The sequence below is a fragment of the Caballeronia sp. GAWG1-1 genome (assembly GCF_023631465.1).
Classification (GTDB): Bacteria; Pseudomonadota; Gammaproteobacteria; order Burkholderiales; family Burkholderiaceae; genus Caballeronia.
Genome location: NZ_JALQDB010000012.1, coordinates 13,444 through 36,116, shown reverse-complemented (window position 1 = coordinate 36,116; position 22,673 = coordinate 13,444). Strand labels below are relative to the sequence as shown.

Annotated in this window: 22 protein-coding genes; 12 read left to right on the top strand and 10 right to left on the bottom strand. The window is 60.1% G+C overall.

The window, feature by feature from the left end:
• The first annotated feature begins 148 nt into the window (after positions 1-148).
• On the top strand, positions 149-1,213 hold the full coding sequence (locus NCT03_RS07945) for a hypothetical protein (RefSeq protein ID WP_244827833.1): 1,065 nt from the start codon (positions 149-151) through the stop codon (positions 1,211-1,213).
• A gap of 227 nt (positions 1,214-1,440) precedes the next feature.
• Here the strand turns inward: NCT03_RS07945 and NCT03_RS07940 are convergent, their stop codons facing one another.
• Positions 1,441-1,764, bottom strand: coding sequence for a DUF4148 domain-containing protein (locus NCT03_RS07940; protein WP_250492431.1), 324 nt, complete (start codon positions 1,762-1,764; stop codon positions 1,441-1,443).
• A gap of 298 nt (positions 1,765-2,062) precedes the next feature.
• Between NCT03_RS07940 and paaA the strand changes: the two genes are divergently transcribed.
• From paaA to NCT03_RS07900, 8 genes are all read left to right on the top strand, one after another.
• Positions 2,063-3,073, top strand: coding sequence for a 1,2-phenylacetyl-CoA epoxidase subunit PaaA (gene paaA / locus NCT03_RS07935; RefSeq protein ID WP_250492430.1), 1,011 nt, complete (start codon positions 2,063-2,065; stop codon positions 3,071-3,073).
• Between the two features lie 11 nt (positions 3,074-3,084).
• Positions 3,085-3,369: a 1,2-phenylacetyl-CoA epoxidase subunit PaaB gene (paaB, locus tag NCT03_RS07930; protein WP_250464602.1), complete on the top strand. Its 285-nt coding sequence runs from the start codon at positions 3,085-3,087 to the stop codon at positions 3,367-3,369.
• Between the two features lie 9 nt (positions 3,370-3,378).
• Complete coding sequence (gene paaC, locus NCT03_RS07925) at positions 3,379-4,191, top strand: 1,2-phenylacetyl-CoA epoxidase subunit PaaC (protein WP_250492429.1); 813 nt, start codon at positions 3,379-3,381, stop codon at positions 4,189-4,191.
• A gap of 5 nt (positions 4,192-4,196) precedes the next feature.
• The gene (gene paaD / locus NCT03_RS07920) at positions 4,197-4,727 is read left to right on the top strand and encodes a 1,2-phenylacetyl-CoA epoxidase subunit PaaD (RefSeq protein WP_250492428.1); all 531 of its coding nucleotides are present in this window, start codon (positions 4,197-4,199) and stop codon (positions 4,725-4,727) included.
• A 29-nt stretch (positions 4,728-4,756) separates the two neighbouring features.
• A complete protein-coding gene (gene paaE / locus NCT03_RS07915) occupies positions 4,757-5,845 on the top strand; it encodes a 1,2-phenylacetyl-CoA epoxidase subunit PaaE (protein ID WP_250492427.1) in 1,089 nt (362 codons plus the stop codon).
• 199 nt (positions 5,846-6,044) lie between these two features.
• On the top strand, positions 6,045-9,239 hold the full coding sequence (locus NCT03_RS07910; RefSeq protein WP_250464610.1) for an efflux RND transporter permease subunit: 3,195 nt from the start codon (positions 6,045-6,047) through the stop codon (positions 9,237-9,239).
• Positions 9,240-9,261: 22 nt separating this feature from the next.
• The gene (locus NCT03_RS07905) at positions 9,262-10,461 is read left to right on the top strand and encodes an efflux RND transporter periplasmic adaptor subunit (protein ID WP_250464612.1); all 1,200 of its coding nucleotides are present in this window, start codon (positions 9,262-9,264) and stop codon (positions 10,459-10,461) included.
• A gap of 23 nt (positions 10,462-10,484) precedes the next feature.
• Positions 10,485-11,978 carry an efflux transporter outer membrane subunit gene (locus NCT03_RS07900; protein WP_250492426.1) on the top strand — a complete coding sequence of 498 codons (1,494 nt, stop codon included), beginning with the start codon at positions 10,485-10,487 and terminating at the stop codon, positions 11,976-11,978.
• A gap of 136 nt (positions 11,979-12,114) precedes the next feature.
• Here the strand turns inward: NCT03_RS07900 and NCT03_RS07895 are convergent, their stop codons facing one another.
• The 3 genes from NCT03_RS07895 to NCT03_RS07885 form a co-directional block, all read right to left on the bottom strand.
• Positions 12,115-12,723 (bottom strand): class I SAM-dependent methyltransferase, encoded by a 609-nt coding sequence (locus NCT03_RS07895; RefSeq protein ID WP_250492425.1) that lies wholly within the window; start codon positions 12,721-12,723, stop codon positions 12,115-12,117.
• Between the two features lie 288 nt (positions 12,724-13,011).
• A complete protein-coding gene (locus NCT03_RS07890; protein WP_250492424.1) occupies positions 13,012-13,632 on the bottom strand; it encodes a hypothetical protein in 621 nt (206 codons plus the stop codon).
• Positions 13,629-15,023 (bottom strand): selenium-binding family protein, encoded by a 1,395-nt coding sequence (locus NCT03_RS07885; protein ID WP_250492423.1) that lies wholly within the window; start codon positions 15,021-15,023, stop codon positions 13,629-13,631. Before NCT03_RS07885 ends, NCT03_RS07890 begins: the two co-directional genes overlap by 4 nt.
• 317 nt (positions 15,024-15,340) lie before the next feature.
• Between NCT03_RS07885 and NCT03_RS07880 the strand changes: the two genes are divergently transcribed.
• Positions 15,341-15,499: a hypothetical protein gene (locus NCT03_RS07880; protein WP_244827846.1), complete on the top strand. Its 159-nt coding sequence runs from the start codon at positions 15,341-15,343 to the stop codon at positions 15,497-15,499.
• A gap of 82 nt (positions 15,500-15,581) precedes the next feature.
• Here the strand turns inward: NCT03_RS07880 and NCT03_RS07875 are convergent, their stop codons facing one another.
• Positions 15,582-15,902: a hypothetical protein gene (locus NCT03_RS07875; RefSeq protein ID WP_250492422.1), complete on the bottom strand. Its 321-nt coding sequence runs from the start codon at positions 15,900-15,902 to the stop codon at positions 15,582-15,584.
• A 122-nt stretch (positions 15,903-16,024) separates the two neighbouring features.
• Between NCT03_RS07875 and NCT03_RS07870 the strand changes: the two genes are divergently transcribed.
• On the top strand, positions 16,025-16,936 hold the full coding sequence (locus NCT03_RS07870) for a recombination-associated protein RdgC (RefSeq protein WP_250492421.1): 912 nt from the start codon (positions 16,025-16,027) through the stop codon (positions 16,934-16,936).
• Here the strand turns inward: NCT03_RS07870 and NCT03_RS07865 are convergent.
• The 5 genes from NCT03_RS07865 to NCT03_RS07845 form a co-directional block, all read right to left on the bottom strand.
• The gene (locus NCT03_RS07865) at positions 16,933-18,093 is read right to left on the bottom strand and encodes a GGDEF domain-containing protein (protein ID WP_250492420.1); all 1,161 of its coding nucleotides are present in this window, start codon (positions 18,091-18,093) and stop codon (positions 16,933-16,935) included. The two genes, NCT03_RS07870 and NCT03_RS07865, sit on opposite strands and share 4 nt — an antisense overlap.
• A 19-nt stretch (positions 18,094-18,112) precedes the next feature.
• On the bottom strand, positions 18,113-18,823 hold the full coding sequence (locus tag NCT03_RS07860) for a hypothetical protein (RefSeq protein ID WP_244827850.1): 711 nt from the start codon (positions 18,821-18,823) through the stop codon (positions 18,113-18,115).
• A 504-nt stretch (positions 18,824-19,327) separates the two neighbouring features.
• Complete coding sequence (locus NCT03_RS07855; protein WP_244827851.1) at positions 19,328-20,245, bottom strand: YihY/virulence factor BrkB family protein; 918 nt, start codon at positions 20,243-20,245, stop codon at positions 19,328-19,330.
• Between the two features lie 79 nt (positions 20,246-20,324).
• Positions 20,325-20,495 (bottom strand): hypothetical protein, encoded by a 171-nt coding sequence (locus tag NCT03_RS07850; protein ID WP_250464626.1) that lies wholly within the window; start codon positions 20,493-20,495, stop codon positions 20,325-20,327.
• 171 nt (positions 20,496-20,666) lie between these two features.
• Complete coding sequence (locus NCT03_RS07845) at positions 20,667-21,005, bottom strand: hypothetical protein (RefSeq protein WP_250492419.1); 339 nt, start codon at positions 21,003-21,005, stop codon at positions 20,667-20,669.
• Between the two features lie 631 nt (positions 21,006-21,636).
• Between NCT03_RS07845 and tehA the strand changes: the two genes are divergently transcribed.
• Positions 21,637-22,626, top strand: a complete 990-nt coding sequence (gene tehA / locus NCT03_RS07840) for a dicarboxylate transporter/tellurite-resistance protein TehA (RefSeq protein ID WP_250492418.1) — start codon at positions 21,637-21,639, stop codon at positions 22,624-22,626.
• Positions 22,627-22,673 lie beyond the last annotated feature (47 nt).

Genomic DNA, 22,673 nt, shown 5'->3' with positions numbered 1-22,673 from the left:
TGCGACGCGAAGATGGCGCAGGTTCCAGGCATCCGGTCCACCGCATTCAACATGCAATCGGTTGGCAAAGGTATGAAATTTGCGACAACCGCCCGAATGTTCCGCGGCGACATGCCGACGATCCTCCCCGTCAATTCCCCCGAGAGCCATGACACGGAAAGCCCTATCGATAGCTGTACTCTCTGCATCTTTCCTGGCGGCAGGCTGCGCGGGCATCGGCCCGAGCCGTCTAAAAGCCGATCAGGTCGACTATTCACGCGCACTCGGCGATGCCAAGAAGCGCGAAATTCTTGCCGCAATCGTCGGTTTGCGCTTCGCGGATTCGCCTTCATTCCTCACGGTGAGCAGCATCATTGCCGCCTACACGTTCGATACCACCGCTGGCGCCACGCTCAATGCGGGTTCTGGCAGCGTGCCGAACTACGCGGCAGCCACCGGAAGCGTGTCGTATTCGAACCATCCGACTTTCACCTTCACCCCTACCACGGGCGACGCCTACGCGAGCGCATACATCCGCCCGCTCGCACCCGCGCTCGTGATGCCGCTTGCCGAAAGCGGCATTCCGGTCGATCTGCTCTTGCGCATCACGGCGCAATCCATCGGCGGGTTACAGAACGGCACGGCGCTCGGCGGCCCGAATGGATCAGGCGCGCCTGAATTTTTCATGCTGATTCAAGCGCTGCGCCGTCTGCAACTGGCCGGCGAATTGAATATTGAATCACGTAATGGAAAGGATGGCGGCGTGTTCATCACGCTCGGCGCAACGCGCAGCGGCACTAACAAGCAGACCGTCGGCGATCTCACGCTCGTGCGCAAGCTGCTCAAGTTGTCCCCGAAGATGAAGACGTATGAACTCGTCTACGGCCAGGCGGCGGATCATGATCGCATTCCGATGGTCACGCGTTCCGTGCTTGGGATCCTGACCGATATCGGCGCGCAGATCACCGTGCCGGACGAGCAGGTGGACACGGGAGCAACCAAGCCGACCATCGGGTTGATCGGCGGAGAGACGCGTCCGACCATCATCGTGCAAGTGGGCGAGAAGCCGCCGCAGGATGCGTATGTCAGCGTGCCCTACGATAAAACGAACTATTGGATCGACAGAAGGGATTTCGATTCGAAGTACGCATTTACCGTCGTGCAGAACCTGATGGCGCTAGCCGAAGTGACGGACACATCGAAAGCGCCGGTCGTGACGATCCCTGCCAACTGAGTTGTCCGCGCGCTCGGCGTTTGCTCGTTACTGTTCTTGTAAGAGGCAGATCGAGTGGCGCCGCCGCTATGAATGTCCTCGTGTCGCAATGTCGCGAAGCGCGAAATGAGATTGCCAGCACGGATAGGCCGCGTGCATTTGAATGCAAAGTACCTTGGCTTTGCATTCTGCATCCAATGACGCCCCAAGCAACACAAGCACACGCCAAGCGCAGACAACCCCAGCGCTTACTGCCCGAAAAACGTGCCGAACGCGCGAGGTTGAGTGCTCGTCGTGCGACCAGCTTGCGACGACCCAGCCGTGACCGAACCATAGTCATTCGACTGCGTTGACGCTTGCGCAATGGATTGCGTGCCCACACGCGCTTCGGCTGCCTGAATGTTCGACGGATAGGTAGGATCGGCTGCGACCGGGTTGTAGCCGGCGTTCTCTAGTTGCGCGAGTTCGGCGCGAACCTGCGCGCGAGTAAGCGGCGCATCCGTTTGCGAGTAAGAAAGGGCGGGGACGGCAAAAGTAGCGGCGATGGCAATCGCAGAGAAGAACGGTTTCATGGATGTCGGCTCCGTGGTGGATAGGTCGTGCTCTTCGAATAGCTTTCGGGACAGCGTTTGCACGGAGTGTAGAGAGGGCTGAGTCGCGGATCATCTATCGATCCGTTGAAGGATCTTTCTAGGGATGGCAACAATCCATGGATGCGCTTGAATTAAAAATACCACTCACTGGCATACAACATTAGGGTTTAACCTAGCCTATCGGCGTTCAAGACGTTCATCTTAAAATTAATCAACCGGACGGTCGGTTAATCGATATACTCGCTGCATCGCTTCTCAAAATAGAGCGGAGTCTCGCATGTACACGCAATCCCTCGATCTTCCGGGTCAGCCCGCGGTTTCGGACGCGACAGCCGAGGCGTCGTCGCAACAGCAACATTTCGATGCGGTGATGCAGGCGGATGGCAAGATCGAACCGCAAGACTGGATGCCCGAGGCGTATCGCAAGACGTTGGTGCGGCAGATATCTCAGCACGCGCACTCGGAGATCATCGGCATGCAGCCCGAGGGCAACTGGATCAGTCGTGCGCCTAGCCTGAAGCGCAAGGCGATCCTGCTCGCCAAGGTGCAGGACGAGGGCGGCCACGGCTTGTATCTCTACAGCGCGGCTGAAACGCTCGGCGTCTCGCGCGACCAACTGACCAACGCGCTGCATGCGGGCAAGGCCAAATATTCGAGCATCTTCAACTATCCGACGCCTACATGGGCCGACGTGGGCGTGATCGGCTGGCTCGTGGATGGCGCCGCGATCATGAATCAGATACCGCTGTGCCGCTGTACTTACGGCCCTTACGCGCGCGCGATGATCCGCATTTGCAAGGAAGAGTCGTTCCACCAACGGCAGGGCTTCGATGCCCTGCTCGCGATGATGAAAGGCACACAAGCGCAGAAGGACCTCGTGCAGCAAGCCGTGAATCGCTGGTGGTGGCCCGTGCTGATGATGTTTGGACCGAGCGACAAGGATTCCATTCATAGCGGCCAGTCGTTCGCGTGGGGCATCAAGCGCATTTCGAACGACGACCTGCGGCAAAAGTTCGTCGATGCCACCGTCGAGCAAGCGAAGATTCTCGGCGTAACGTTGCCCGATCCCGATCTCAAATGGAACGAAGCGCGCGGTGCGCATGACTACGGCGAGATCGACTGGGACGAATTCTGGCGAGTGGTCAATGGTGACGGTCCGTGCAACAAGGAACGGCTTGCGACTCGCGTAAAGGCGAATGACGATGGCGCGTGGGTGCGCGAAGCGGCGCTCGCTTATGCCGACAAACAAGCGCGCAAAGCGCAGGATCAGCAGAAACAGGCCGCATGAAGGAGACGACGATGAGCAAGGAATGGCCGATCTGGGAAGTGTTCGTGCGTAGCAAGCAGGGTCTAGATCACAAGCATTGCGGCAGCCTGCATGCGCCCGACGCGGGCGCTGCGTTGAGAATGGCGCGCGATGTCTATACGCGGCGTCAGGAAGGCGTGAGCATCTGGGTGGTGCCATCATCGGCTATCACGGCATCGGACCCGGCGGACAAGGGCGAATTATTCGAACCCGCGATCGACAAGATATATCGGCATCCTACGTTCTTCGTGCTGCCGGACGAAATCAATCACATGTAAAGGCGGGACATGACGACGCTCATTTCGACGCGCGAACATCTCGCTTACGTCCTGCGCCTCGCCGACAACGCGTTGATCCTCGGTCAGCGAAACGCCGAATGGTGCAGCCACGGTCCCGCGCTCGAGGAAGACATCGCGCTCGCTAACATGAGTCTCGATCTCATCGGACAGGCGCGCTTGCTTTATTCGCATGCGGCAACGCTCGAAGCCGAGATGACCGGCACGCAGAAAACCGAAGACGACTACGCGTACTTTCGTGGCGAGCGTGAGTTCGCCAACTATACGATTGCCGAGCTGCCGCACTATGGACCGTTCGCGGGCACGGTGCGAACCGAGCGCGATTACGCAGTGACCATCGTGCGCAACTTCCTCTATTCGGCGTTGATGTCTGAACTATGGACGGCCTTGCAGGCATCGGCCGATGCGCAGCTTGCCGCCATTGCCGCGAAGTCGATCAAGGAAGTGCGTTATCACTTGCATCATGCACGCGACTGGCTCGTGCGCTTCGGTGACGGCACGGAGGAATCGCATCGACGCGCACAGGCTGCACTCGACTATTTGATGCCTTACACACGCGAGTTTTTTGCGATCGATGCAATCGAGCGCGCCGTTGCACAAGCAGGCATCGCGCCGCTTGCGAGCGATTCCGAAGCGGCATGGCGCGCACAACTCGACGACGCTTTAAACGAAGCCACACTCACCGCGCCCGCCGATGTAAAGCATGTCAGCACAGGCAAACTCGGCGAACACTCCGAGCATATGGGTTATCTGCTCGCGGAGATGCAAAGCCTCGCACGTCAGCACCCGGGCGCAAGCTGGTGAACACCATGCACGCCGATACTTTCTTGCAACACGTATGGTGCGTGCTCGAAGCCGTGCCGGACCCGGAGATCCCCGTCGTATCCATACGCGAACTGGGCATCTTGCGCGACGTGCGTCATGGCGCGGACGGCGTGCTCGAGGTCGTGATTACGCCGACTTACTCGGGATGTCCTGCCATGTCGCAGATCGCCGAGGACATCGCGTATGCAATCCATACCGCGAAGCTCGGGGCGCATCGCATTGAGACGGTGCTCGCGCCGGCATGGACCACCGACTGGATCACCGATGAAGCGCGCGACAAGCTACGACGTTATGGCATCGCGCCGCCGACGGGGCAATGTGGAACTGCTGCGCCGAATCAGGAGCAACCGCTGCGTTTCGTGCCATATAAGCCTATGAAGCAGGAGCCGGTCGCGTGTCCTCGTTGCGGTTCGACGCATACGGAAAAGCTCGCGCAATTCGGCTCGACGGCGTGCAAGGCGCTGTACCGATGCGTCGATTGCCGCGAGCCGTTCGATTACTTCAAGCCGTACTGATCCGTTTCTTTTTTATCGATTCGACGCTCATGGCCACTCCGCAATTCCATCCGCTGCGCATTCGCGAGGTTCGTCCTGAAACGGCCGACGCGGTCACCGTCTCGTTCGATGTACCGCCACTGCTGCGCGACGCGTTCCGCTTCACGCAAGGGCAGTTCGTGACCTTGAAGACGCATATCGACGGCGAAGAGACGCGCCGGTCCTATTCCATCTGCGTGGGTGTCACGGACTACGATCGTGATGGAGAATTGCGTATCGGCATCAAGCGCGTGCGCGGCGGGCGTTTTTCGAACTTCGCATTCGACACGCTGAAGCCCGGCCACGAGATCGAAGTCATGACGCCCGATGGCCGTTTCTTTACGCATCTGAACGCGGACCACGCCAAGCATTACGTGGCGTTTTCAGGTGGCTCGGGCATCACGCCAGTGCTCGCCATCGTCAAGACCACGCTCGATATGGAACCCACGAGCCGCTTCACGCTTGTGTACGGCAATCGCAGCGTGGATGCGATCATGTTTGCCGAAGAACTCGAAGATCTCAAGAACCGTTATATGAGCCGCTTTTCGCTCTATCACGTGCTCTCGGACGACTTGCAGGATGTCGAGCTCTTCAACGGCGTGCTGGACGAAGCAAAGTGCCGTGCGTTCCTGCAAACGCTGGTGCCTCCGCAAGAAATCGATGAAGCCTTCATTTGCGGTCCTGGGCCGATGATGGATGCGGCTGAAGCCGCGCTCAAGAGTTCGGGCGTCGCACAGAAACAGATCCATGTCGAGCGTTTCGGCACACCCTTGCCGCAAGCGGGCGTTCCGGCCGTCGAAATTACCGAGAACACGCCTGCGGCCGACCTTGAACTCGTCATCGACGGAAAAAGGCGCAAACTGCGTTTGCCCTATGAAGGCGTGAGTGTGCTCGACGTCGGACTCAAAGCGGGTTTGGCGCTGCCTTATGCGTGCAAAGGCGGCGTGTGCTGCACGTGCCGCGCAAAAGTGCTTGAGGGAGAGGTAAAGATGGACCGGAATTTCACGCTCGAGCAACACGAGATCGATGACGGTTTCGTGCTGACGTGCCAGTGTCATCCGGTTAGCGAACGCATAGTCGTGAGCTTCGACGAACGCTAGACACGTCTTAGCGTGGCTTTAGAAAAACAATTCAGGAAATATCGGAAGAATTCTTTACGCATAAACCCTCGCAAGCGTTTGCACAAATTGTTTTGTAAGCTTTGTTTGTGTCATCGTACGGATGCTTTCAGCGCTTTAGTTGGCGCTTAGCGAAAAGTATTCGAAATAGCGAACATCAAACGGGGCAAGCGAAACTTCGATGTGGATCGTCAGACTCGCGCTTAAGCGCCCGTACACGTTCATTGTCCTGTCGCTGCTGCTGCTTATCATCGGCCCGCTCGTGATCATGCGCACGCCGACCGATATCTTTCCGAACATCGACATTCCGGTCGTTAGCGTAATCTGGTCATACACGGGCTTGCCTCCCGATCAAATGGAGCGCCGCATCACGCTTAATTACGAGCGTGGGCTTTCGGTGGCGGTCAACGATATTGAACATATCGAATCGGAATCGCTCCCAGGCATTGCGGTCATCCGCATATTTTTTCAGCCGAACGCAAACGTGGATGAAGCGATCGCGGAAATTACCGCGCTTTCGCAGACGCAGCTTCGTCAGTTGCCACAGGGCATCACGCCGCCGAACATCTTGCGCTTCAATGCGTCGACCGTGCCGATCTTGCGGCTTGCGTTGTCATCGTCGGAACTCACCGAGCAGCAGCTCTACGACTTCGGCAATAGCTTTCTCAAGACGCAGCTTGCGACAGTGCAGGGTGCATCCGTGCCGTTGCCCTATGGCGGCAAGCAGCGGCAGATCATGGTCGATATCGACTCGCGCCGGCTGCAGGCAAAGAATCTCGCGCCCACCGATGTCGTGAATGCCATCAGCGCGCAAAACCTGATCTTGCCGACGGGCACGACCAAGATCGGACCGACCGAATATCAAGTGGGACTCAATGCGAGCCCGGATACGATCGAAGGTCTCAACGACATTCCAATCCGAACAGGGCCTGGCGGCACCATCTATATTCGCGACGTGGCGCACGTGCGCGATGGCTTTCAGCCGCAAACGAATATCGTGCGACTCGATGGCACGCGTGCGGCGCTTCTGACGATCAACAAGAGCGGCAATGCATCGACGCTCGATATCGTGTCGCGCGTGAAGAACCTGTTGCCGACGCTGCGTGGCATGGTGCCCGAATCTTTGAAGATAGAGCCGGTCGCCGACCAATCGCTGTTCGTGCGCGCATCGGTAGAGGGTGTGTTGCGCGAGGCCGTGATCGCGGCGGGCCTGACCGCGCTCATGGTGCTGCTTTTTTTAGGTAGCTGGCGCGCGACGCTTATCATCGCCATCTCCATTCCGTTGTCGATGCTCACGTCGATCGTCGCACTTTCGGCGATCGGGCAGACCATCAACATCATGACGCTCGGCGGACTGGCGCTCGCGGTCGGTATTCTCGTGGACGATGCTACCGTCGCTATCGAAAACATCAGCCAGAATCTCGAAGAAGGCAAGGAACTGGAGCAAGCGATTCTCGATGGCGCGCAACAGATCGCCGTGCCAACGCTCGTTTCCACGCTTTCCATCTGCATCGTTTTCATTCCGATGTTCCTGCTTACCGGCGTTGCGCACTACCTCTTCGTGCCGCTGGCCGAAGCAGTCGTTTTCGCCATGATTGCGTCGTACTTCTTCTCGCGCACGCTCGTTCCGACGCTTGCGAAGTATCTGTTGCGCAACCACGAACACATGGGTGGCGATGTCGAATCGATGAAGGGTTCGCGCAACCCCTTCGTGCGTATTCATCTCGGTTTCGAGAGGCGCTTCGAAGCGGTGCGCGGACGCTACCGCGCCTTTCTCGAAGCTCGGCTCGCGCATCCCGCGCGCTTCGCGTCGTTGTTCCTCATCTGCTGTCTGCTCTCGCTCGCCCTCGCACCGTTTCTTGGCCGTGACTTCTTTCCTTCCGTCGATTCGGGCGTGATCGCACTGCACTTGCGCACGAAAACCGGCACACGTATCGAGGAAACAGCGGCATTGACCGATCGTGTCGACAAGCGCATTCGCCAACTCATCCCGTCGCGCGAGGTGCATTCGATCATCGACAACATGGGCTTGCCGGTATCGGGCATCAATCTTTCGTATAGCAACACCGGCACCATCAGTTCCGCCGATGCCGACGTGCTTATCACGCTCAACGAAGATCACGCGCCGACCGACGACTATATCCGCCAACTCCGCAAGCGCTTGCCGCAGGAGTTCCCCGGCGTGGCGTTCTCGTTCCTACCTGCGGATATCGTGAGTCAGATTCTCAACTTCGGTGTCCCGGCGCCGCTCGATATCGCCATCACGGGCCGCGATGTGCGTGGCAATCGCGCCTTCGCCAATCACTTGCTCGAGAAGATTCGTCGCGTGCCGGGTCTCGTCGATGCGCGCATTCAGCAGCCCTCCGATCTTCCATTCGTCAACGTCGAAGTAGATCGTACGAAGGCGCTTCAGGCAGGCTTTACGCAACGCGATGTCGCAAGCAATCTGCTCATCACGCTGTCGGGAAGTCAGCAGACGACGCCTACGTTCTGGCTCAATCCCGCGAATGGCGTGAGCTACAACGTCATTACGTCCGCGCCGCAATACGATATGAACTCGTTGCAATCAGTCGCGAATATTCCAGTGACATCGGCTAGCGGCAAGACGAATATTCTTGGCGCGCTTGCTTCATTGTCTCGCGGGTCGCGCGATGCCGTCGTGTATCACTACAACGCGCAGACCACCATCAATCTTTATGCAAGCACCGAGCGGCGCGATCTGGGCGCGGTGTCGGATGACGTTCAACGCATCATCGACGAAGCGCGCGGCCAATTGCCCAAAGGCTCGTCAATCGACATGCGTGGACAAGTCGAAACGATGAACGGTTCTTTCTCGGGCCTGGCGTTTGGATTGATTCTCGCCGTCGTGCTGGTGTATCTGCTTATCGTGGTGAATTTTCAGTCGTGGCTCGATCCGTTCATCATCATCACCGCGCTGCCGGGTGCGTTAGCGGGCATTGTCTGGATGCTCTTCCTCACGCATACGACGCTGTCCATTCCCGCATTGACCGGCGCGATCATGTGTATCGGCATCGCGACGGCCAACAGCATTCTCGTCGTGAGCTTTGCGCGTTCTGCGTTGCAGGAACACGGCGATGCCATGCGCTCGGCGCTCGAAGCCGGCTACTCGCGTTTCAGGCCCGTGCTGATGACCGCACTCGCAATGATGATCGGCATGGTGCCCATGGCCATCGGTCTCGGCGAGGGCGGCGAACAGAATGCGCCGCTCGGCCGCGCGGTGATCGGCGGCCTGATGGTCGGCACCATCGCCACGCTCTTCTTCGTGCCCGTGGTGTTCTCGATGATCTATAAGCGTATCGAAGCCAAGCGCGGCGGCGCAAAGCACCTGGATGGCGAGCCGCAAGGCCAGTCGTGATGCCGATATATACGGAGTTCGAATGAACGAGCAGTCAAACGAACGATCGACACGCAAGCGCGGGCGCATGTGGCTCGTGATCGCGCTCGTGGTCGTCGTGTTGCTGGTGGCGCAGGGTATCTGGTCACGCCATTCCGCGCACGCGGAACTGGAACGCGATGCCGGCGAGCACAGCGTCCAGACCGTCGAAATCATCAAGCCGACGCGCATGAAGCCGACACAGGACCTCGTGCTCGCAGGCGATATCCGTGCCTTCTCCGATGCCCCGATTTTTGCGCGCACCAATGGCTATCTGAAACGCTGGACCGCGGATATCGGCACCAAGGTGCGCAAAGGACAGCTGCTTGCGGAGATCGATGCACCCGAGATCAATGATCAGCTGCGCCAGGCTCGCGCCGATGCGCAGACGGCGCGCGCCAATTATTTGTTGGCGAAGACCACCGCCGATCGTTGGGTGCAGATGGCGAAGAACAACTCGGTCTCGCGGCAGGAGACAGATGAAAAGACCGGCGACATGCTCGCCAAGGAAGCTGCGTTCAACGCCTCGCAGGCGAACGTGTCGCGACTGGAGCAGATGGTTTCGTTCCAGAAGATATATGCACCGTTCGATGGCGTCGTGACGGCCCGCAACACCGATGTCGGCCAGTTGATCGATGCGGGCAGCGCGGGGATCGGCCGCGAGCTCTTCCATATACAAGATGCCACTACGCTGCGCGTGTTCGTCGATGTGCCGCAAGCCTACGCGCGACTCGTGACACCCGGCTTGCCGGCGGAACTGATCCTCAACGAAGAGCGCAATCGCAAGTTCGAGGGCGTCACGGTGCGAACGGCGGGAGCGGTCGATCCGGTTGCACGCACCATGCGTGTCGAAGTCGGCGTGAAGAATCCGAGCGGGGAATTGCTGGCAGGCGCCTATGCGCAAGTGCGCTTTCATCTCACCAACGCTAGCGCGTCGTACACGCTACCCGGCAATGCGCTGCTGTTTCGTCCGGATGGCGTGCATGCGGCGAGCGTCGATGCGAACAATCGCGTGAAGCTGCTGCCGATCACGCTTGGAACCGATTACGGCACGCGCGTTTCGATCGCAGCCGGATTGTCGGGCGATGAGCGTGTGATCGTGAATCCCCCGGATTCGATCATCGATGGAGCGGCGGTGCGTATCGGACGCGCGAACGCCACGCCTGGTGCGAGTCAACCGAAGCAGGGCGGCGAAGCATCATGAGCATGCTGCATGCAAAATGCCGAATGCCAAGTGTGGCGGCGGTGCTGGCGTTAATGTTAAGCGGATGCGCGGTCGGGCCGGATTACAGCAAGCCCGACGTGGCGATGCCCGTTGCATACAAAACGGCAGAACCCGCCGATGCGCCCGTTCATGCGGACACACTGCCGCAAAACTGGAAAGCCGCGCAGCCCGGCGATGCCACGCAACGCGCTCCCTGGTGGGAAATCTACGGCGACCCGCAATTGAACGCTCTGGAGGAACGCGTCGCGAGCGCGAACCAAACGGTGGTGGCGGCATCCGCGCGTTTTCGCGGCGCGCGGGCGGCCGTCGCGCAGGCGCGTTCGGCGTACTTTCCGACTGTCACGGCGAATGCTGCATTCAATCAGTCGCGGGCGTCGTCGAACATACTGTACAAGTCGAGCGCGGGCGTGACCGTGCCGGACTATCTGGTCGATGCGCAAATCTCGTGGGAGCCCGACTTGTGGGGCCGCATTTCCCGCGCGGTCGAAGGCGGACGTGCGGGAGCGCAGGCAAGCGCAGCCGACTTGCAAAGTGCGATCCTGTCGATGCAGGCCGAGCTTGCAAGTAACTACTTCGAGTTGCGCGGCACGGTGGAGGAAGAGCGGCTTTTAAAGGAGACGCTGCAAGCCTACGACAAGGCGCTCGCGTTGACGCGTGACCGGTTTGCAGGCGGCATCGCGGCCGAGTCCGATGTTGCGCAGGCGGAGGAGCAGTTGCGCTCGACGCAGGCGCAGTTGATCGATCTCGAAACCGCGCGCGCGAGCCTCGTGAATGCAATCGCGATTCTCGTTGGCGAGCCGCCGTCGAGTTTCACGCTCGATGTCGAGCCGCTCGATGAAGGGCATGCGCCGCGCCCATCGGCGGCACTCGCTGCGCTGCCGCTTTCCGTGCCTTCCGCGTTGCTGGAGCGACGGCCCGATATCGCGGCGGCCGAGCGCCGCGTCGCTGAGGCCAACGCACGCGTCGGCGTGGCGACGGCCGCGTTCTTTCCGAATCTGCTGCTTGCCGCGACGGGTGGCCTCGAAGCCACCAATTTCAGTTCCTGGTTGATGGCGCCAAGCCGCTTCTGGTCGCTCGGGCCGCAACTCGCTTTCACCGCACTGGACTTCGGTGGCCGTGCCGCGGCACGCGATGCGGCACGCGCGACTTACGACGAGAGCGTCGCTGATTATCGTCAAACGGTGCTCACGGCTTTCGGGCAAGTGGAGGACAACCTCAACGCGCTGGAGGTTTTGCGCCGTGAGAGCGAAGCGCAACGCGACGCGGTCGATGCAGCGAAGCGCGCGTTATCGAAGGTTGGCAATCGCTACGAGAACGGCGCGATCACGTATCTGAACGTAGTGGTGACGCAGGCTATCGTGTTATCGGATCAACGCACTGAGGTGCGTATCGAGCGGCGGCGCATGGCGGCCAGCGTCGCGCTGATCAAGGCGCTCGGCGGCGGATGGACGACCGCCGCGTTACCAGATGCGGAAGAAGTATCGCGGCAAGAGTGAGAGCGCATTTTGCATTCAGTCTTTTGCATTCAGTCTTTTGCATGCCGAATGCAATTGCCTGGCAGAAGCGCTCGCCATGTGAAACGCCGGGCCGCATTCGTCGCGTTCCCGGCGTATCGCCCAGCAGTCGAATACCTCAACCTTGCGCTTTCGGCCTGCAGATCATGAAGTATTGCGAACTCAACCACCAAGGCATATGCGGCACCGGGCTCATATGCACGGCATTGATATCGAAGCCCACGCTTACGAGATCGCGCAACTCACGGAAGTCGAAACCCTTATGCGTGATGCGCGGATTGATCGGCCGGCTCACGGACATGCCGACCATCGACTTGAGTACTTCGGAAGGCGTGTATTCCGACTTGAAGGAACGACTGCGGAGCATCCAGTTCGATACCTTCGGCGCGATTGCGAGGCCGTACATGATCGGCACCGAGATCACGAGCGCGCCGCTCGGCTTGAGAATGCGCGCGGCGTCATCGAGCAGCATGGCCAGTTCGTTGTCGTAGAGATGCTCGCAGACTTCGAAGGCGGTCAGCACGTCGACGCTTTGCGGCGTTACGTTGTTCAGCGACTCCGCGTATTTGACTTCGGGAAAGGTGGGCGCCATGTACGGATCGTGACCGACGAGCGTCACGTCCGGGCGCGCTTCGCCGAGCGTGTGCAAAAAGAGTCCAGGGCCAGCACCGAAATCGACCACCGTGCCGCGTTTCGCACATAGTCCGGTCACCAAATCGATCGCCATGTTCATGCGCGTTCGATGTGCATAACGCGCTAGCGGATTGCCGGATTTGACGGTTTGTTCTTCGTATGAAATTTCGCGCATCGGTGTGCTCCCCCTCGTTCGACTAGGCCATTTGTTCCTGGAATTTTCTGCGCCGCGTTCTTTTATTTTTATCGTTATGTCGGTTGATATTGCCGGGACTCACTGAGTCACGCAATCGACGACAGTAGGCCTTTAGCGCCTAACTTCTGCCGGCGTCCGCCACGTGCATCGGCCCTTGAGGCCTGTCTTGCAGCAGCGGAATCCAGACTACACGAAGAGCCACGCGCCGCATGCGATGAGGGCCACACTCCAGAGCCAATCGACGTTGACCCACCCCGTGCGTAGAAACCCGAGCCCCACACGCTCATGCACCGTCACGGCCAGCATGGAGATGACGGCAATGACGGCAAGCATCGACGCCGTGTGGATGGCGAGCGCGAGGGCGCCCGCTTCGAGCGCGCCGCCGGCAAGCTTGCCCGAGCACAGGGGCAAGAGCGCCGGCACGAGCATGAGGCCCGCGCCGTGGGCGCTCGACATCACGAACGACCACAACGCGAGGCCCGCGAGGCCCGTGCGCATGCCAACCGAAGGCCGTCCACGATGACCGCGCCACAGCCGCCATATGCCCCAGCCGATCAGCACCAGGCCTGCACCACGCGCGAGCATCTCATGTCCAAGCATGGTCCCGAGCGTAAGCGCGCCAACCAGCACGAGCCCTACCGATAACGCATGACCGAGCGCAATCGGCACGAGCGAGATCAGAACGACGCGCCTGCTATGCGCATAGAGTCCGAGCGCGACGGCAAAGAGCCAGCCCATTGCGGGATTGAGTCCATGAAAGGCGCCCAATCCCGCAGCCGTGAGCCATAACGCCGACGAGGAGGTCACGGGTAGCAGAACGAATCCGACGAGCAATCGCCGCCTTGCAGCCTGATCTGATGCGGCCTGTGCCCCTTCGGCCAGTCGATGAAGAAGTTCTTGTCGGTGCTAAGGCCGCCGTTCGGATCGGCGTCGAGTTTCACCATCCAGCCGTCGATACCTTCGGGATAAAACTGCGCGTCCACCGCGCCATAAAGCGAATTGGTGAAGTAGACGCGCCGACCATCGCGACTGACTTCGACCATTTGCGGTCCGCCATTCAGTGCACCGTTTTTAGCGCCGGGATGAGTGGCGCGCGACACGATCCCGCCGATGCGGACCTTACCCGTGAGCTTGGGCGAGAAGGGATCGGAGACGTCATACTGAAGCATGTCGCCCGTGCCCCAGCAGGACACGTAGAGGAAGCGATCATCCATCGAGAGATCGATGTCGGAGACGAGCGGCGGCACCGCGCCGAAGCCTTGAAGAAGCGGCGGCAGAACCGAGGCATCGGCAGGTTCCGCGGGAATGTCGATGATCTTCTTGACGGCCCACTTGTCCTTGTCGCGATACCAAGTCCATATCGACGAGGACAGATCCTTCAAGCTGATGACGCAATTCACGAAGCCGTATGCCTTGGTCGGATCGTGCGCGGGGCGCAGTTCAAACACGAGTTGATACTCGTCGCCAAAGTCGATTTCCTGAATATGCTTGCGCTTGGTGAAGTCCCAGAAATGCAGTTTTCTGCCGTATTTCGCGCCTAAAAGAAGTTCGGGTACGAGGCCGCTCTCGAAGGTATCGGGCGTGCCCCATTCGCTCGTCACCATCGTGTCGTAACCGAGATGCCACCAGCCATCGTAGGCAAGCTGTTGCGGGCCGCGGTCCACTTCCCATCGGCCTAGTGGATCGAAGCTCTGTTGATCGAGCATCAGCACGCCGCCGGGCGCTTTGCCTTTTGCATTGCCCAATGCCGTGACGTAGATGCCTCCCGGTCCGCAATGCACGGTATGCGGACGCGTATAGCCCGTTTTCTCGGCGAGTTCATCGGGCTCGATCGTACGCACGATCTTGAGTTGCTTTGGATCGGGCTTCGTATCGACGATATGAATGCGCGACGAGCGCAGCCCCGGCACCACGAGATAACGCCTTTCCATATGCGGATGCGGCGCATTGGGGCAAAGACACGAAGAGCAGGCGTTCCAGCCGAAGTGATGCAGTTCGTCGCCGGTATCGGGCATGGCGAGTTCGCCGACGATCTTCGTATAGTCCGGCGAATCGGGATCGACATTCACGACCGCCAGCTTGTCGGGCGTCTTGCGCTCGGGGTCGAATGTCGCGACATAGGCGAGTGTTTCTCGCGGAGCCTTGGCTGCAAGGCGAGGCGAAGGATAGAAGCTCGGGTCGGGTTTCCATGTTGCCATGTTGCACGTCTCCGGTTAGCGGTCCTTGAGCGGCTCTTCTAAAGCGTTCTTGCGACTCTCTTACGTCTCTTCAAGTCTCTTCATCATAGGACAAGCGTGCGCGACTCGTTCCGTCAAGCTTCGAAGTATTTGCGCAATACAAAGCAACGTGCGCTTAAGGATCGCTCGGTCGCTCCAAGCTTTACCTCAGGCTGGCTTGAAAAATTCCATCGGCATGCACTGCGCCGTGAAGTTCGTTTAAGCGCATGATGCCTGGAAGCGCCGCACGCTCTCAAGCAGTGCAAGCGTCGCCCCTTGTTCCGCTAAGGAGGTTGCTTATGACCGAACCGATGATCAGCCTGATGGTGGGCATTGTCGTGCTGCTATGCGCCGCGGTGATTCTCGTGATGCATCATCGTCATCCGCATATCAACGTCCCGAAGGCACGCTGGCTCGATACACATCCGCCGCGCGACTGGATGCGTCACAGACATTAAAGCTCACAGTGTTTTAAGCACATGCGGCGCCGGCTGATTACCGGCGCTTTTTATTGCCTTGGCCTGGGTGTTATTAATCGCCTTAGCGTCTTGGCCCTTTCATCACTTCGGCTTCCATGGCGGCGTGCCATTCCTCGTTGTGCTCTATCGGGTCCATGTCTTCGTCGATGAACGCCGATGCACGCTCGGCCACGGAGCGCGTTTCCTCTTCATCGTCGATGTCGGCGGTATCGTCTTCATCGCCAGGAGGGTCGAGCATGTCCTTGATCATTGCGCTGAGTTCGGGCGTATCCCACGGCTCGTTCCGCTGCTTTTTCTTCTTGATGTAATGCCGCACTTCGGCGTCCTGCTCGGTGGTCAACGGCAGCCCGCGAAAGGTGCCTTGCGCGTCCAGGTCATCCATGATCGGTGCTCCTATTGCTGAGGCATTCAAGCGTTTTTGAGCCGTTCTAGTGTAACGCGCTTCGACCTTGCGCCACGTCGTATAAAATGGCGCGCTTTTCCCGAACGCATCGATACCTCGCCATGTGGTTCAAAAACCTCCAGCTTCACCGTCTGCCCGCACCGTGGAACATCACCCCTGAAAAGCTGCAGCAGTGGCTCGCGCCACTTGGCTTCAGTGCTGCATCGAGCGTCGAGAACGAACGGCGCGGCTGGGTTTCGCCGCGCGGCGACGACTCGCTCGTCTATGCCGTCAACCGACAGATGCTCATTACGTATCGCGCCGAGAAGAAGCTCTTGCCCGCTTCGGTCGTGACGCAGTTCACCAAGGAACGCGCGCTCGAAGTGGAAGAACAGCAGGGCTTCAAACCCGGCCGCAAGCAGATGCGCGAGCTCAAGGAGCAGATCACCGACGAACTCTTGCCGCGCGCGTTCAGCATCCGGCGCGATACGCGCGTGTGGATCGACCCTGTAAATGGCTGGCTTGCGATCGACGCTGCGTCGGCGACGCTATGCGACGACATCATCGGTCTGCTCGTCAAGTCGGTGACCGATCTTCCGTTGATGAGCGTGCGCGTGGCTCGGTCGCCCGTTTCCGCGATGACTGAGTGGCTCCTCACAGGCGAAGCGCCCGCGGGCTTTACGCTTGATCGCGATACCGAGCTGCGTTCTGCTGGCGAGGGCAATGCAACGGTCCGCTATGTGGGTCACGCGCTGGAAGCGGAAGACATGCGCCGTCATATCGAAGCGGGCAAGCAGTGCATGCGGCTTGCCATGACGTGGAACGACCGCGTTTCCTACGTCTTGACGCCATCGCTTACGTTGAAGCGGGTCAGCGCGCTCGACGTCATCAAGGAGACCGCCGATCCCACCGCGACCAACGACGATGAACGCTTCGAATCCGACTTCACGCTGATGACAGGCGAACTCGCGCGCATGCTCGGCGACCTGACCGATGCGCTCGGTGGCGAGGAAGACCTTCGTGCAGCGGCCTAGATAGAAGCGGAAGCAGATGCAGCGGGTGCGAGAGAGGCGAAGGCGTAGTTGTTCTTGCCGTTACGCTTGACTGTGTACATGGTGTCGTCGGCGACCGCGACGAGGCGCCAGTAGTCGCTCACCCGGTCCGGGTAGCTCGCGATGCCGATACTTGCTCGCACCAGCGAAAGACGCATCTGCATGTCGGTTTCGGTCACGCAATCGATGATCCGTTGCGCGATCGCGGCCAGCTCCTTGTCCCCGGAAAACTCGCGCACGAGCACGGCGAACTCGTCGCCGCCGATACGCGCGACGACGTCGCCACTACGCACGGTCTGGCGAAAGCGTCGCGATATCGCAATCAGGAACTCGTCGCCGATACGGTGACCGTGCGTATCGTTGACGCGCTTGAAGCCGTCGAGATCGATATACAACACGGCGATGCGTGCCGGTTCGGCGCCGTTCGCAAGGCGCGCGGCCGACTCCTCCAGCGACGCGAACAGCTTGCGTCGATTGGGCAGGCCCGTCATCGCGTCGTGCAGTGAAGCGTGTTCGAACTCATGCGACATGCCGACCAATTGTCGATTGCGTTTTGCATACATTCCGATCGCCGTGATCAACACGCCGAACACGATCGCCGATAACGCGATGAGCGTATGCGACACGCTCACGATGCGCTCGCGCAGATCGGCGCTGGCGCGGTCGCGCTCGGTGCGCCAGTAGGCATAGACGGAATCGAGCGCGCTGCTGGCCGCGCGAAAATCGGCAGCAGGCGAGAGGACGTCAGCGGGCATTGGCGGCGCGGGCACCGGGCTCGAACCGATGAGCGCGTGCAGGCTTCCGAGCCGCGCGGCAAACTCGATGCGCGCCTGGCGGTACGCAATGTGGTGCTGTGCATCGCTCGCCGGCGTGCCTAGCAGCACCACCGAGGCGCTACGCGCGGCATCGGCGCGCTCGACTGCTTCGAGCACGAGCCCGATGTATTCCTGATGCAATTGCACCGAGAAAATGGTGCGGACCTGAACCGCAAGAAAAAGCAGGCCGATGAGCAGCAGCGACAACGCCACGGCTGCAAGCGGAGCTGGCCCGCGAATGCCCGCACGCCGAGCGAGCGCCTGAACGGTATTCAAAATGCGATGCGGCAGCGGCCGATCCACGGCGTCTTCATCCGCGGGCATCGGTGGCGCTGCCGATGCTTCACGGACGGGAATATTCCTCTCGCTGACCGGCTGTTGCATTGCGTCGATAACTCACTCGATGGAAGAACGCGCCCACGCGCGCGAAGAGGCCGGTGTCCGTTCTGGCGCGCGCCGCGCGACGGCGTGCAGCCTGAGTCTGCCCGGCGCTCGCTTGGGCCGAAGCCGCACGGTTTCCGCGCGCCGAGGCAGTTTGCGACTGAGGTCGCGTTGCGGCCACCGCGCTCGGACGTTGCACGGTCGGCGCCGCTTGCGTTGGAGCGGCGGCGATGGCGGCGGCATCCACTGTGTCCGCGCCATAGACGGCGGGTGCAGTCGTGCTCATGGACGCATCGCGAACGGAGACGGGCGCCGCTTCCACTGTGCCAACGGCTTGCGTCTGCGTTTGCACCTGTGCAGGCACCTGAGCCGCGACAAAAGTCGGTTGATCGACACCTAACGTCTGGCGTGCGCTGGACATCGCTTCGGCATAGACGCGTTGATCGTGCGAGAACCACATGCTGTAGGCGATGGTTCCCAACACGCCGACGGCCAACGCGCCCGCCGACGCGCTCCACAAGGCGAGACGCCCAAAGCGCAATGGTGCGCGCTGCGCCACGGGCTCATCCTCCAAATCGAGCGGCGGTGTTTCCATGGCAATGACAGTGGGATCATTCGCGGGTCGTGCATGACCCGCGATGCTCTCCTGGGGTAGTTCAGCGTGGTGAGGCATGACAGCGCTCTCCGGAACGTGATCGTCGGGCGGTGTCCAACGAGCGTTACACAACACGCTCGACACCGCCGTATAACAGTGGAATGGCGCGCATGCGATATGAAAGCCCGCGTGGCGCACCCATTCAAACGAATGGCCCAACTGATGATGAGTACAGCCTTGAAGATCGATGGCTATGCAGCGACAGCCGACTGATCCTTCTCGCCGCAATAAAGCATGCCGAACGCCTCCGTTACCTGGCGCTCAACAATGGATGCAATTCAGTTTGCTTTGCACGATGCCCGCGTATGGAGCGCTGGCGCCGCATTTTATAGGCGAAGTGCTTGGAGCAGCACCGTGCCATCGACATTTACAGGACGTGTCGCTCGCATTTTGAATACTACCGTAGCAGAGTTCACGCCCGCGCATCGAAATGGGGAATTTAGCGCTATTTGTCGGACGAGAAAGTCAAACTTATGTGCGGTAGCGCACATAAAATGCAATCGGACCATCAGGCGGATAGGTTCAGCCCGTGCCGGTGTGGAACGGTTGCGGCTCGGTGGCCTGAGGCAGGCCGAAGCGCTCGAACTCGGAGATTACTTGCGCACCAAAGAGCAACAACGTGGCGAGTGCCTCCAAACTAAACAGCACGACAATCGACGTCGTCAGCGATCCGTACACCACGCTTACCTGCGAAAGCGTCGCGAAGTACCAGACAAGCACGTGGCGCGTGATTTCCCAAAGAATGGCAGCGGTCACACTGCCTATCAACGCGAGCCGCAGCGACGGACGTCCCACCGGCATCACGAGATAGATCGATGTCAGCACGAAAACCTCGCCCGCGAAGCCGAGCAAATACAGCAAAAGGCGCGACACGCCCTTGAGCGATATTTCGATGCCGAGGAAATAGAGGCTGTTCGTGCCCATCGCCTGAAGCCCGTTCGAGACGAAAGTCACGATCAGCATGCCGACGCCCAAGAACAGGATGTAGCAGTACGGCAGCAAGGCGGACAGGAGAAAGTGCCGACGGCGGATCGCCACGCGATGCACGAAGATCACCGACATGGCGTTCTCGAGCACGGTGAAGGCGAGCGAGCTGAAAAAGATCATCGTGATGAGAAGAAGCCAACCGATGACCGCCCGATGCGTCAAAAAATTCGCGAGTTCACGCACGACTGCGCGTGCCTGTCCCGGCACGAGCCATTCGAGTAAATGGGAGAGCGTGTCGAGCAGTTCCTTCTGTCCGATGAATTTCGACAGCACGATCACGATGAGGATCAGAAGCGGCACGATCGACAAAAGCGCGTAATAAGCCACCGCGCCCGCGAGCAGCATGCCCTGGTTGGCGCGAAATGCCTTGATCGTGCGCATGACGAAGCCGAACGGATGACGTGCGACGTTCGCTACGTGCGGGCCCAGAATCGGGCCGAGTATCTTCGACATGGAGCCTCCGCGGCGCGTGGCCCACGGCGCCATGTCGTTCTGAAAAGCAAGTAATGCTCCCGTCCGTGAATACTCTTGCTCAGCCGGGACGGCGCGCCTCGCTACGGGCGGCAGCTTGCTGCGCGGCTTCTTCGAAGGCGAGGTCGAGCAGTGTATCCACGTCCTGGGCGGGCAAGTCGGCGGCATCCACGTTGCGCAGCCGGCAAAAAAGGGCAAGCGCCTCGGCGGCTGCGGCGAAGGCGTTGTTCATATCGCGGGAGTGTAGGCGTTTCTTTCTCATGCACCGCATAACGGCATGCGCGTCGCGGGACTTTAGCGTGTGGTAAGCGTGTCGTTGCTCGTCGGTGCAATGATGCGCGCGGCGTTAGCCGACACGGGCGTGGCGGACATGGACCTCGCGCCGTCGATGAATCTGCTCGGCTCAACGCAGCCACTTGCGCACGTCCTGCTCCCAGTCGGGCTGTCCGCAGTTCGGCGGGTTTTCCGGGCCTAGAACGGTGATGTAGCCTTTGCTCTTCATACAGGATTCATAGGCGCGCACCTGTGTGCAGCGGTCCGCGCCTGCCTGTCGCGACTGCGTCTTGCAGGCGTTCATCGAGTTGTCCATGCCGCTGAAGTCGGCGGGACCGTCGTTGTTGGAAGCGGGCGGGTTGGCGCTCGCGGAGAATTCGACCGGGCCGGTCTGTGCGCAAGCCGAAAGGAATAGGGCGGTCGCGATTGAAAGCGCTCGGAACGGCAGACCCAGCGGGAAAGTTTTCATCTTCTCGATTCTCCAGGCGTTATCGATGTTTTGCGTGGTTGTTTATCGTGCAAGTTCGAGGTGACATGGCCCGGTGCGCTGGCGTGCTTGATGGCTGTGGCGCAGAACGGGCAAAGTTGCCGGCGACGCTGGGCATTTTGTGTTTTGCATGCGGTGCACCTAATGCCAAGGGTGTTATTCGCAGTGACGTTTGGGATGATGCCGTCTTGTCTATTATCCGCGCGGAGGTTACTGCGTGTCCCGGATCGTGACGTGATGGCTTTCTGCGTTCGACACGCGGCGGACTTGGTGCCCACGCCTGTTTTGCCGCAGTCCCTCCTTGGCGGGATGCCGTCGGCTGCATTGTTCCTGTGTGTAGAGCGAATCGTGCTTTGCGCTTGGCATTTTGCATGTGGTGCTTTGCATGCCATCCGCATCATTCGCCATTGGCCATCCCTGCGCCAGGCACTGTCTGCAAATCCACGGTCCAAAGACAGCCCATTTCGCCGATACCTCTTGTCTTTGAGACGATCGAGTAGTCAATCGAGACGCTGCGACATTCGCGTAACGGCCTGACGGACCTAAGCTTTCTCCATCGACGGACACAAGAGCGCAGCACGCGTTCTTACCCGCGCATTCACGGAGAAGGGCAATGGACACCAATGATGGTATGAACAAGCGTCAACCGATGCCGGTCGCTTTTTTCGGCATCGCGGTGGGCCTTCTGGCCTTGGCGGGCGCATGGCGAGCGGCGGCGCATGTCTGGGCGATTCCGGCCGTCGTGCCGCCGCTCTTGACCGCGGGCGCGCTGTCGGTTTGGCTCGCTTTGATGATCGCGTATGCACGCAAGTGGCTTGTCGAGCGCGACGCCGCCATCGCCGAGATGGCGCATCCCGTGCAGTCGTCGTTCGCCGCGCTCGCGCCTGTATCGACGTTGCTCGCGGCGCAAGCGGTGCAGAACTTTTCGCGAGAATTAGCGATCGCGTTGTTCGTCGCGGGCGTGGTGAGTCAGCTCGGCCTAGGCGCTTATCTTCACGGACGCTTCTGGCAAGGCGGCCGGAAGCCCGAACTGACGACGCCGGCCATCTATCTGCCGACCGTCGCGCCAAGTTTCGTCGCGGGAACGGCGGCAGCGAGTCTGGGTTGGACGCAGATCGGCGCGTTGTTCTTCGGGGCGGGTGTGTTCTCGTGGCTCGCGATCGAATCGATCGTGATGCATCGCGCGGCTGTACACGATCCGCTGCCCGACGCGCTGCGTCCCACGCTCGGCATCCAGCTCGCGCCGCCGGTGGTGGGAGGCGTGTCGTATCTCGCGATCACGCATGGCGTGCCGGATCTCTTCGCTTACATGCTGCTCGGCTACGGTCTGTATCAGGCAATGATGCTCACGCGGCTCCTGCCGTGGATTCGTCAGCAATCGTTCACGCCTTCATACTGGGCGTTCAGCTTCGGCGTGGCAGCGTTGCCGACGATGGCGATCCGCATGCTGGAACGCGGCGCAGCAGGTCCGCTGCTTTGGCTGGCTCCGGCATCTTTCATCGTGGCGAACGTGGTATTTGCGAGTCTCATCGTCGGGACCGTGCTGGCCCTGTTCAAGGGCAAGCTTTTTCCGATAGTGGCCACGCAAGTCAAGACAGTTTGAGACGACGAGCCTGCGAGGTGCAGGCTCGTTCAGCACAAACATGCAAC

Bases quoted from the DNA above. Each gene is read 5' to 3' on its own strand.
- NCT03_RS07945 (WP_244827833.1), top strand. From the start codon at position 149: ATGACACGGAAAGCCCTATCGATAGCTGTACTCTCTGCATCTTTCCTG.
- NCT03_RS07940 (WP_250492431.1), bottom strand. From the start codon at position 1,764: ATGAAACCGTTCTTCTCTGCGATTGCCATCGCCGCTACTTTTGCCGTC.
- paaA (WP_250492430.1), top strand. From the start codon at position 2,063: ATGTACACGCAATCCCTCGATCTTCCGGGTCAGCCCGCGGTTTCGGAC.
- paaB (WP_250464602.1), top strand. From the start codon at position 3,085: ATGAGCAAGGAATGGCCGATCTGGGAAGTGTTCGTGCGTAGCAAGCAG.
- paaC (WP_250492429.1), top strand. From the start codon at position 3,379: ATGACGACGCTCATTTCGACGCGCGAACATCTCGCTTACGTCCTGCGC.
- paaD (WP_250492428.1), top strand. From the start codon at position 4,197: ATGCACGCCGATACTTTCTTGCAACACGTATGGTGCGTGCTCGAAGCC.
- paaE (WP_250492427.1), top strand. From the start codon at position 4,757: ATGGCCACTCCGCAATTCCATCCGCTGCGCATTCGCGAGGTTCGTCCT.
- NCT03_RS07910 (WP_250464610.1), top strand. From the start codon at position 6,045: ATGTGGATCGTCAGACTCGCGCTTAAGCGCCCGTACACGTTCATTGTC.
- NCT03_RS07905 (WP_250464612.1), top strand. From the start codon at position 9,262: ATGAACGAGCAGTCAAACGAACGATCGACACGCAAGCGCGGGCGCATG.
- NCT03_RS07900 (WP_250492426.1), top strand. From the start codon at position 10,485: ATGCCAAGTGTGGCGGCGGTGCTGGCGTTAATGTTAAGCGGATGCGCG.
- NCT03_RS07895 (WP_250492425.1), bottom strand. From the start codon at position 12,723: ATGGCGATCGATTTGGTGACCGGACTATGTGCGAAACGCGGCACGGTG.
- NCT03_RS07885 (WP_250492423.1), bottom strand. From the start codon at position 15,023: ATGGCAACATGGAAACCCGACCCGAGCTTCTATCCTTCGCCTCGCCTT.
- NCT03_RS07880 (WP_244827846.1), top strand. From the start codon at position 15,341: ATGACCGAACCGATGATCAGCCTGATGGTGGGCATTGTCGTGCTGCTA.
- NCT03_RS07875 (WP_250492422.1), bottom strand. From the start codon at position 15,902: ATGGATGACCTGGACGCGCAAGGCACCTTTCGCGGGCTGCCGTTGACC.
- NCT03_RS07870 (WP_250492421.1), top strand. From the start codon at position 16,025: ATGTGGTTCAAAAACCTCCAGCTTCACCGTCTGCCCGCACCGTGGAAC.
- NCT03_RS07865 (WP_250492420.1), bottom strand. From the start codon at position 18,093: ATGCCCGCGGATGAAGACGCCGTGGATCGGCCGCTGCCGCATCGCATT.
- NCT03_RS07860 (WP_244827850.1), bottom strand. From the start codon at position 18,823: ATGCCTCACCACGCTGAACTACCCCAGGAGAGCATCGCGGGTCATGCA.
- NCT03_RS07855 (WP_244827851.1), bottom strand. From the start codon at position 20,245: ATGTCGAAGATACTCGGCCCGATTCTGGGCCCGCACGTAGCGAACGTC.
- NCT03_RS07850 (WP_250464626.1), bottom strand. From the start codon at position 20,495: ATGAACAACGCCTTCGCCGCAGCCGCCGAGGCGCTTGCCCTTTTTTGC.
- NCT03_RS07845 (WP_250492419.1), bottom strand. From the start codon at position 21,005: ATGAAAACTTTCCCGCTGGGTCTGCCGTTCCGAGCGCTTTCAATCGCG.
- tehA (WP_250492418.1), top strand. From the start codon at position 21,637: ATGGACACCAATGATGGTATGAACAAGCGTCAACCGATGCCGGTCGCT.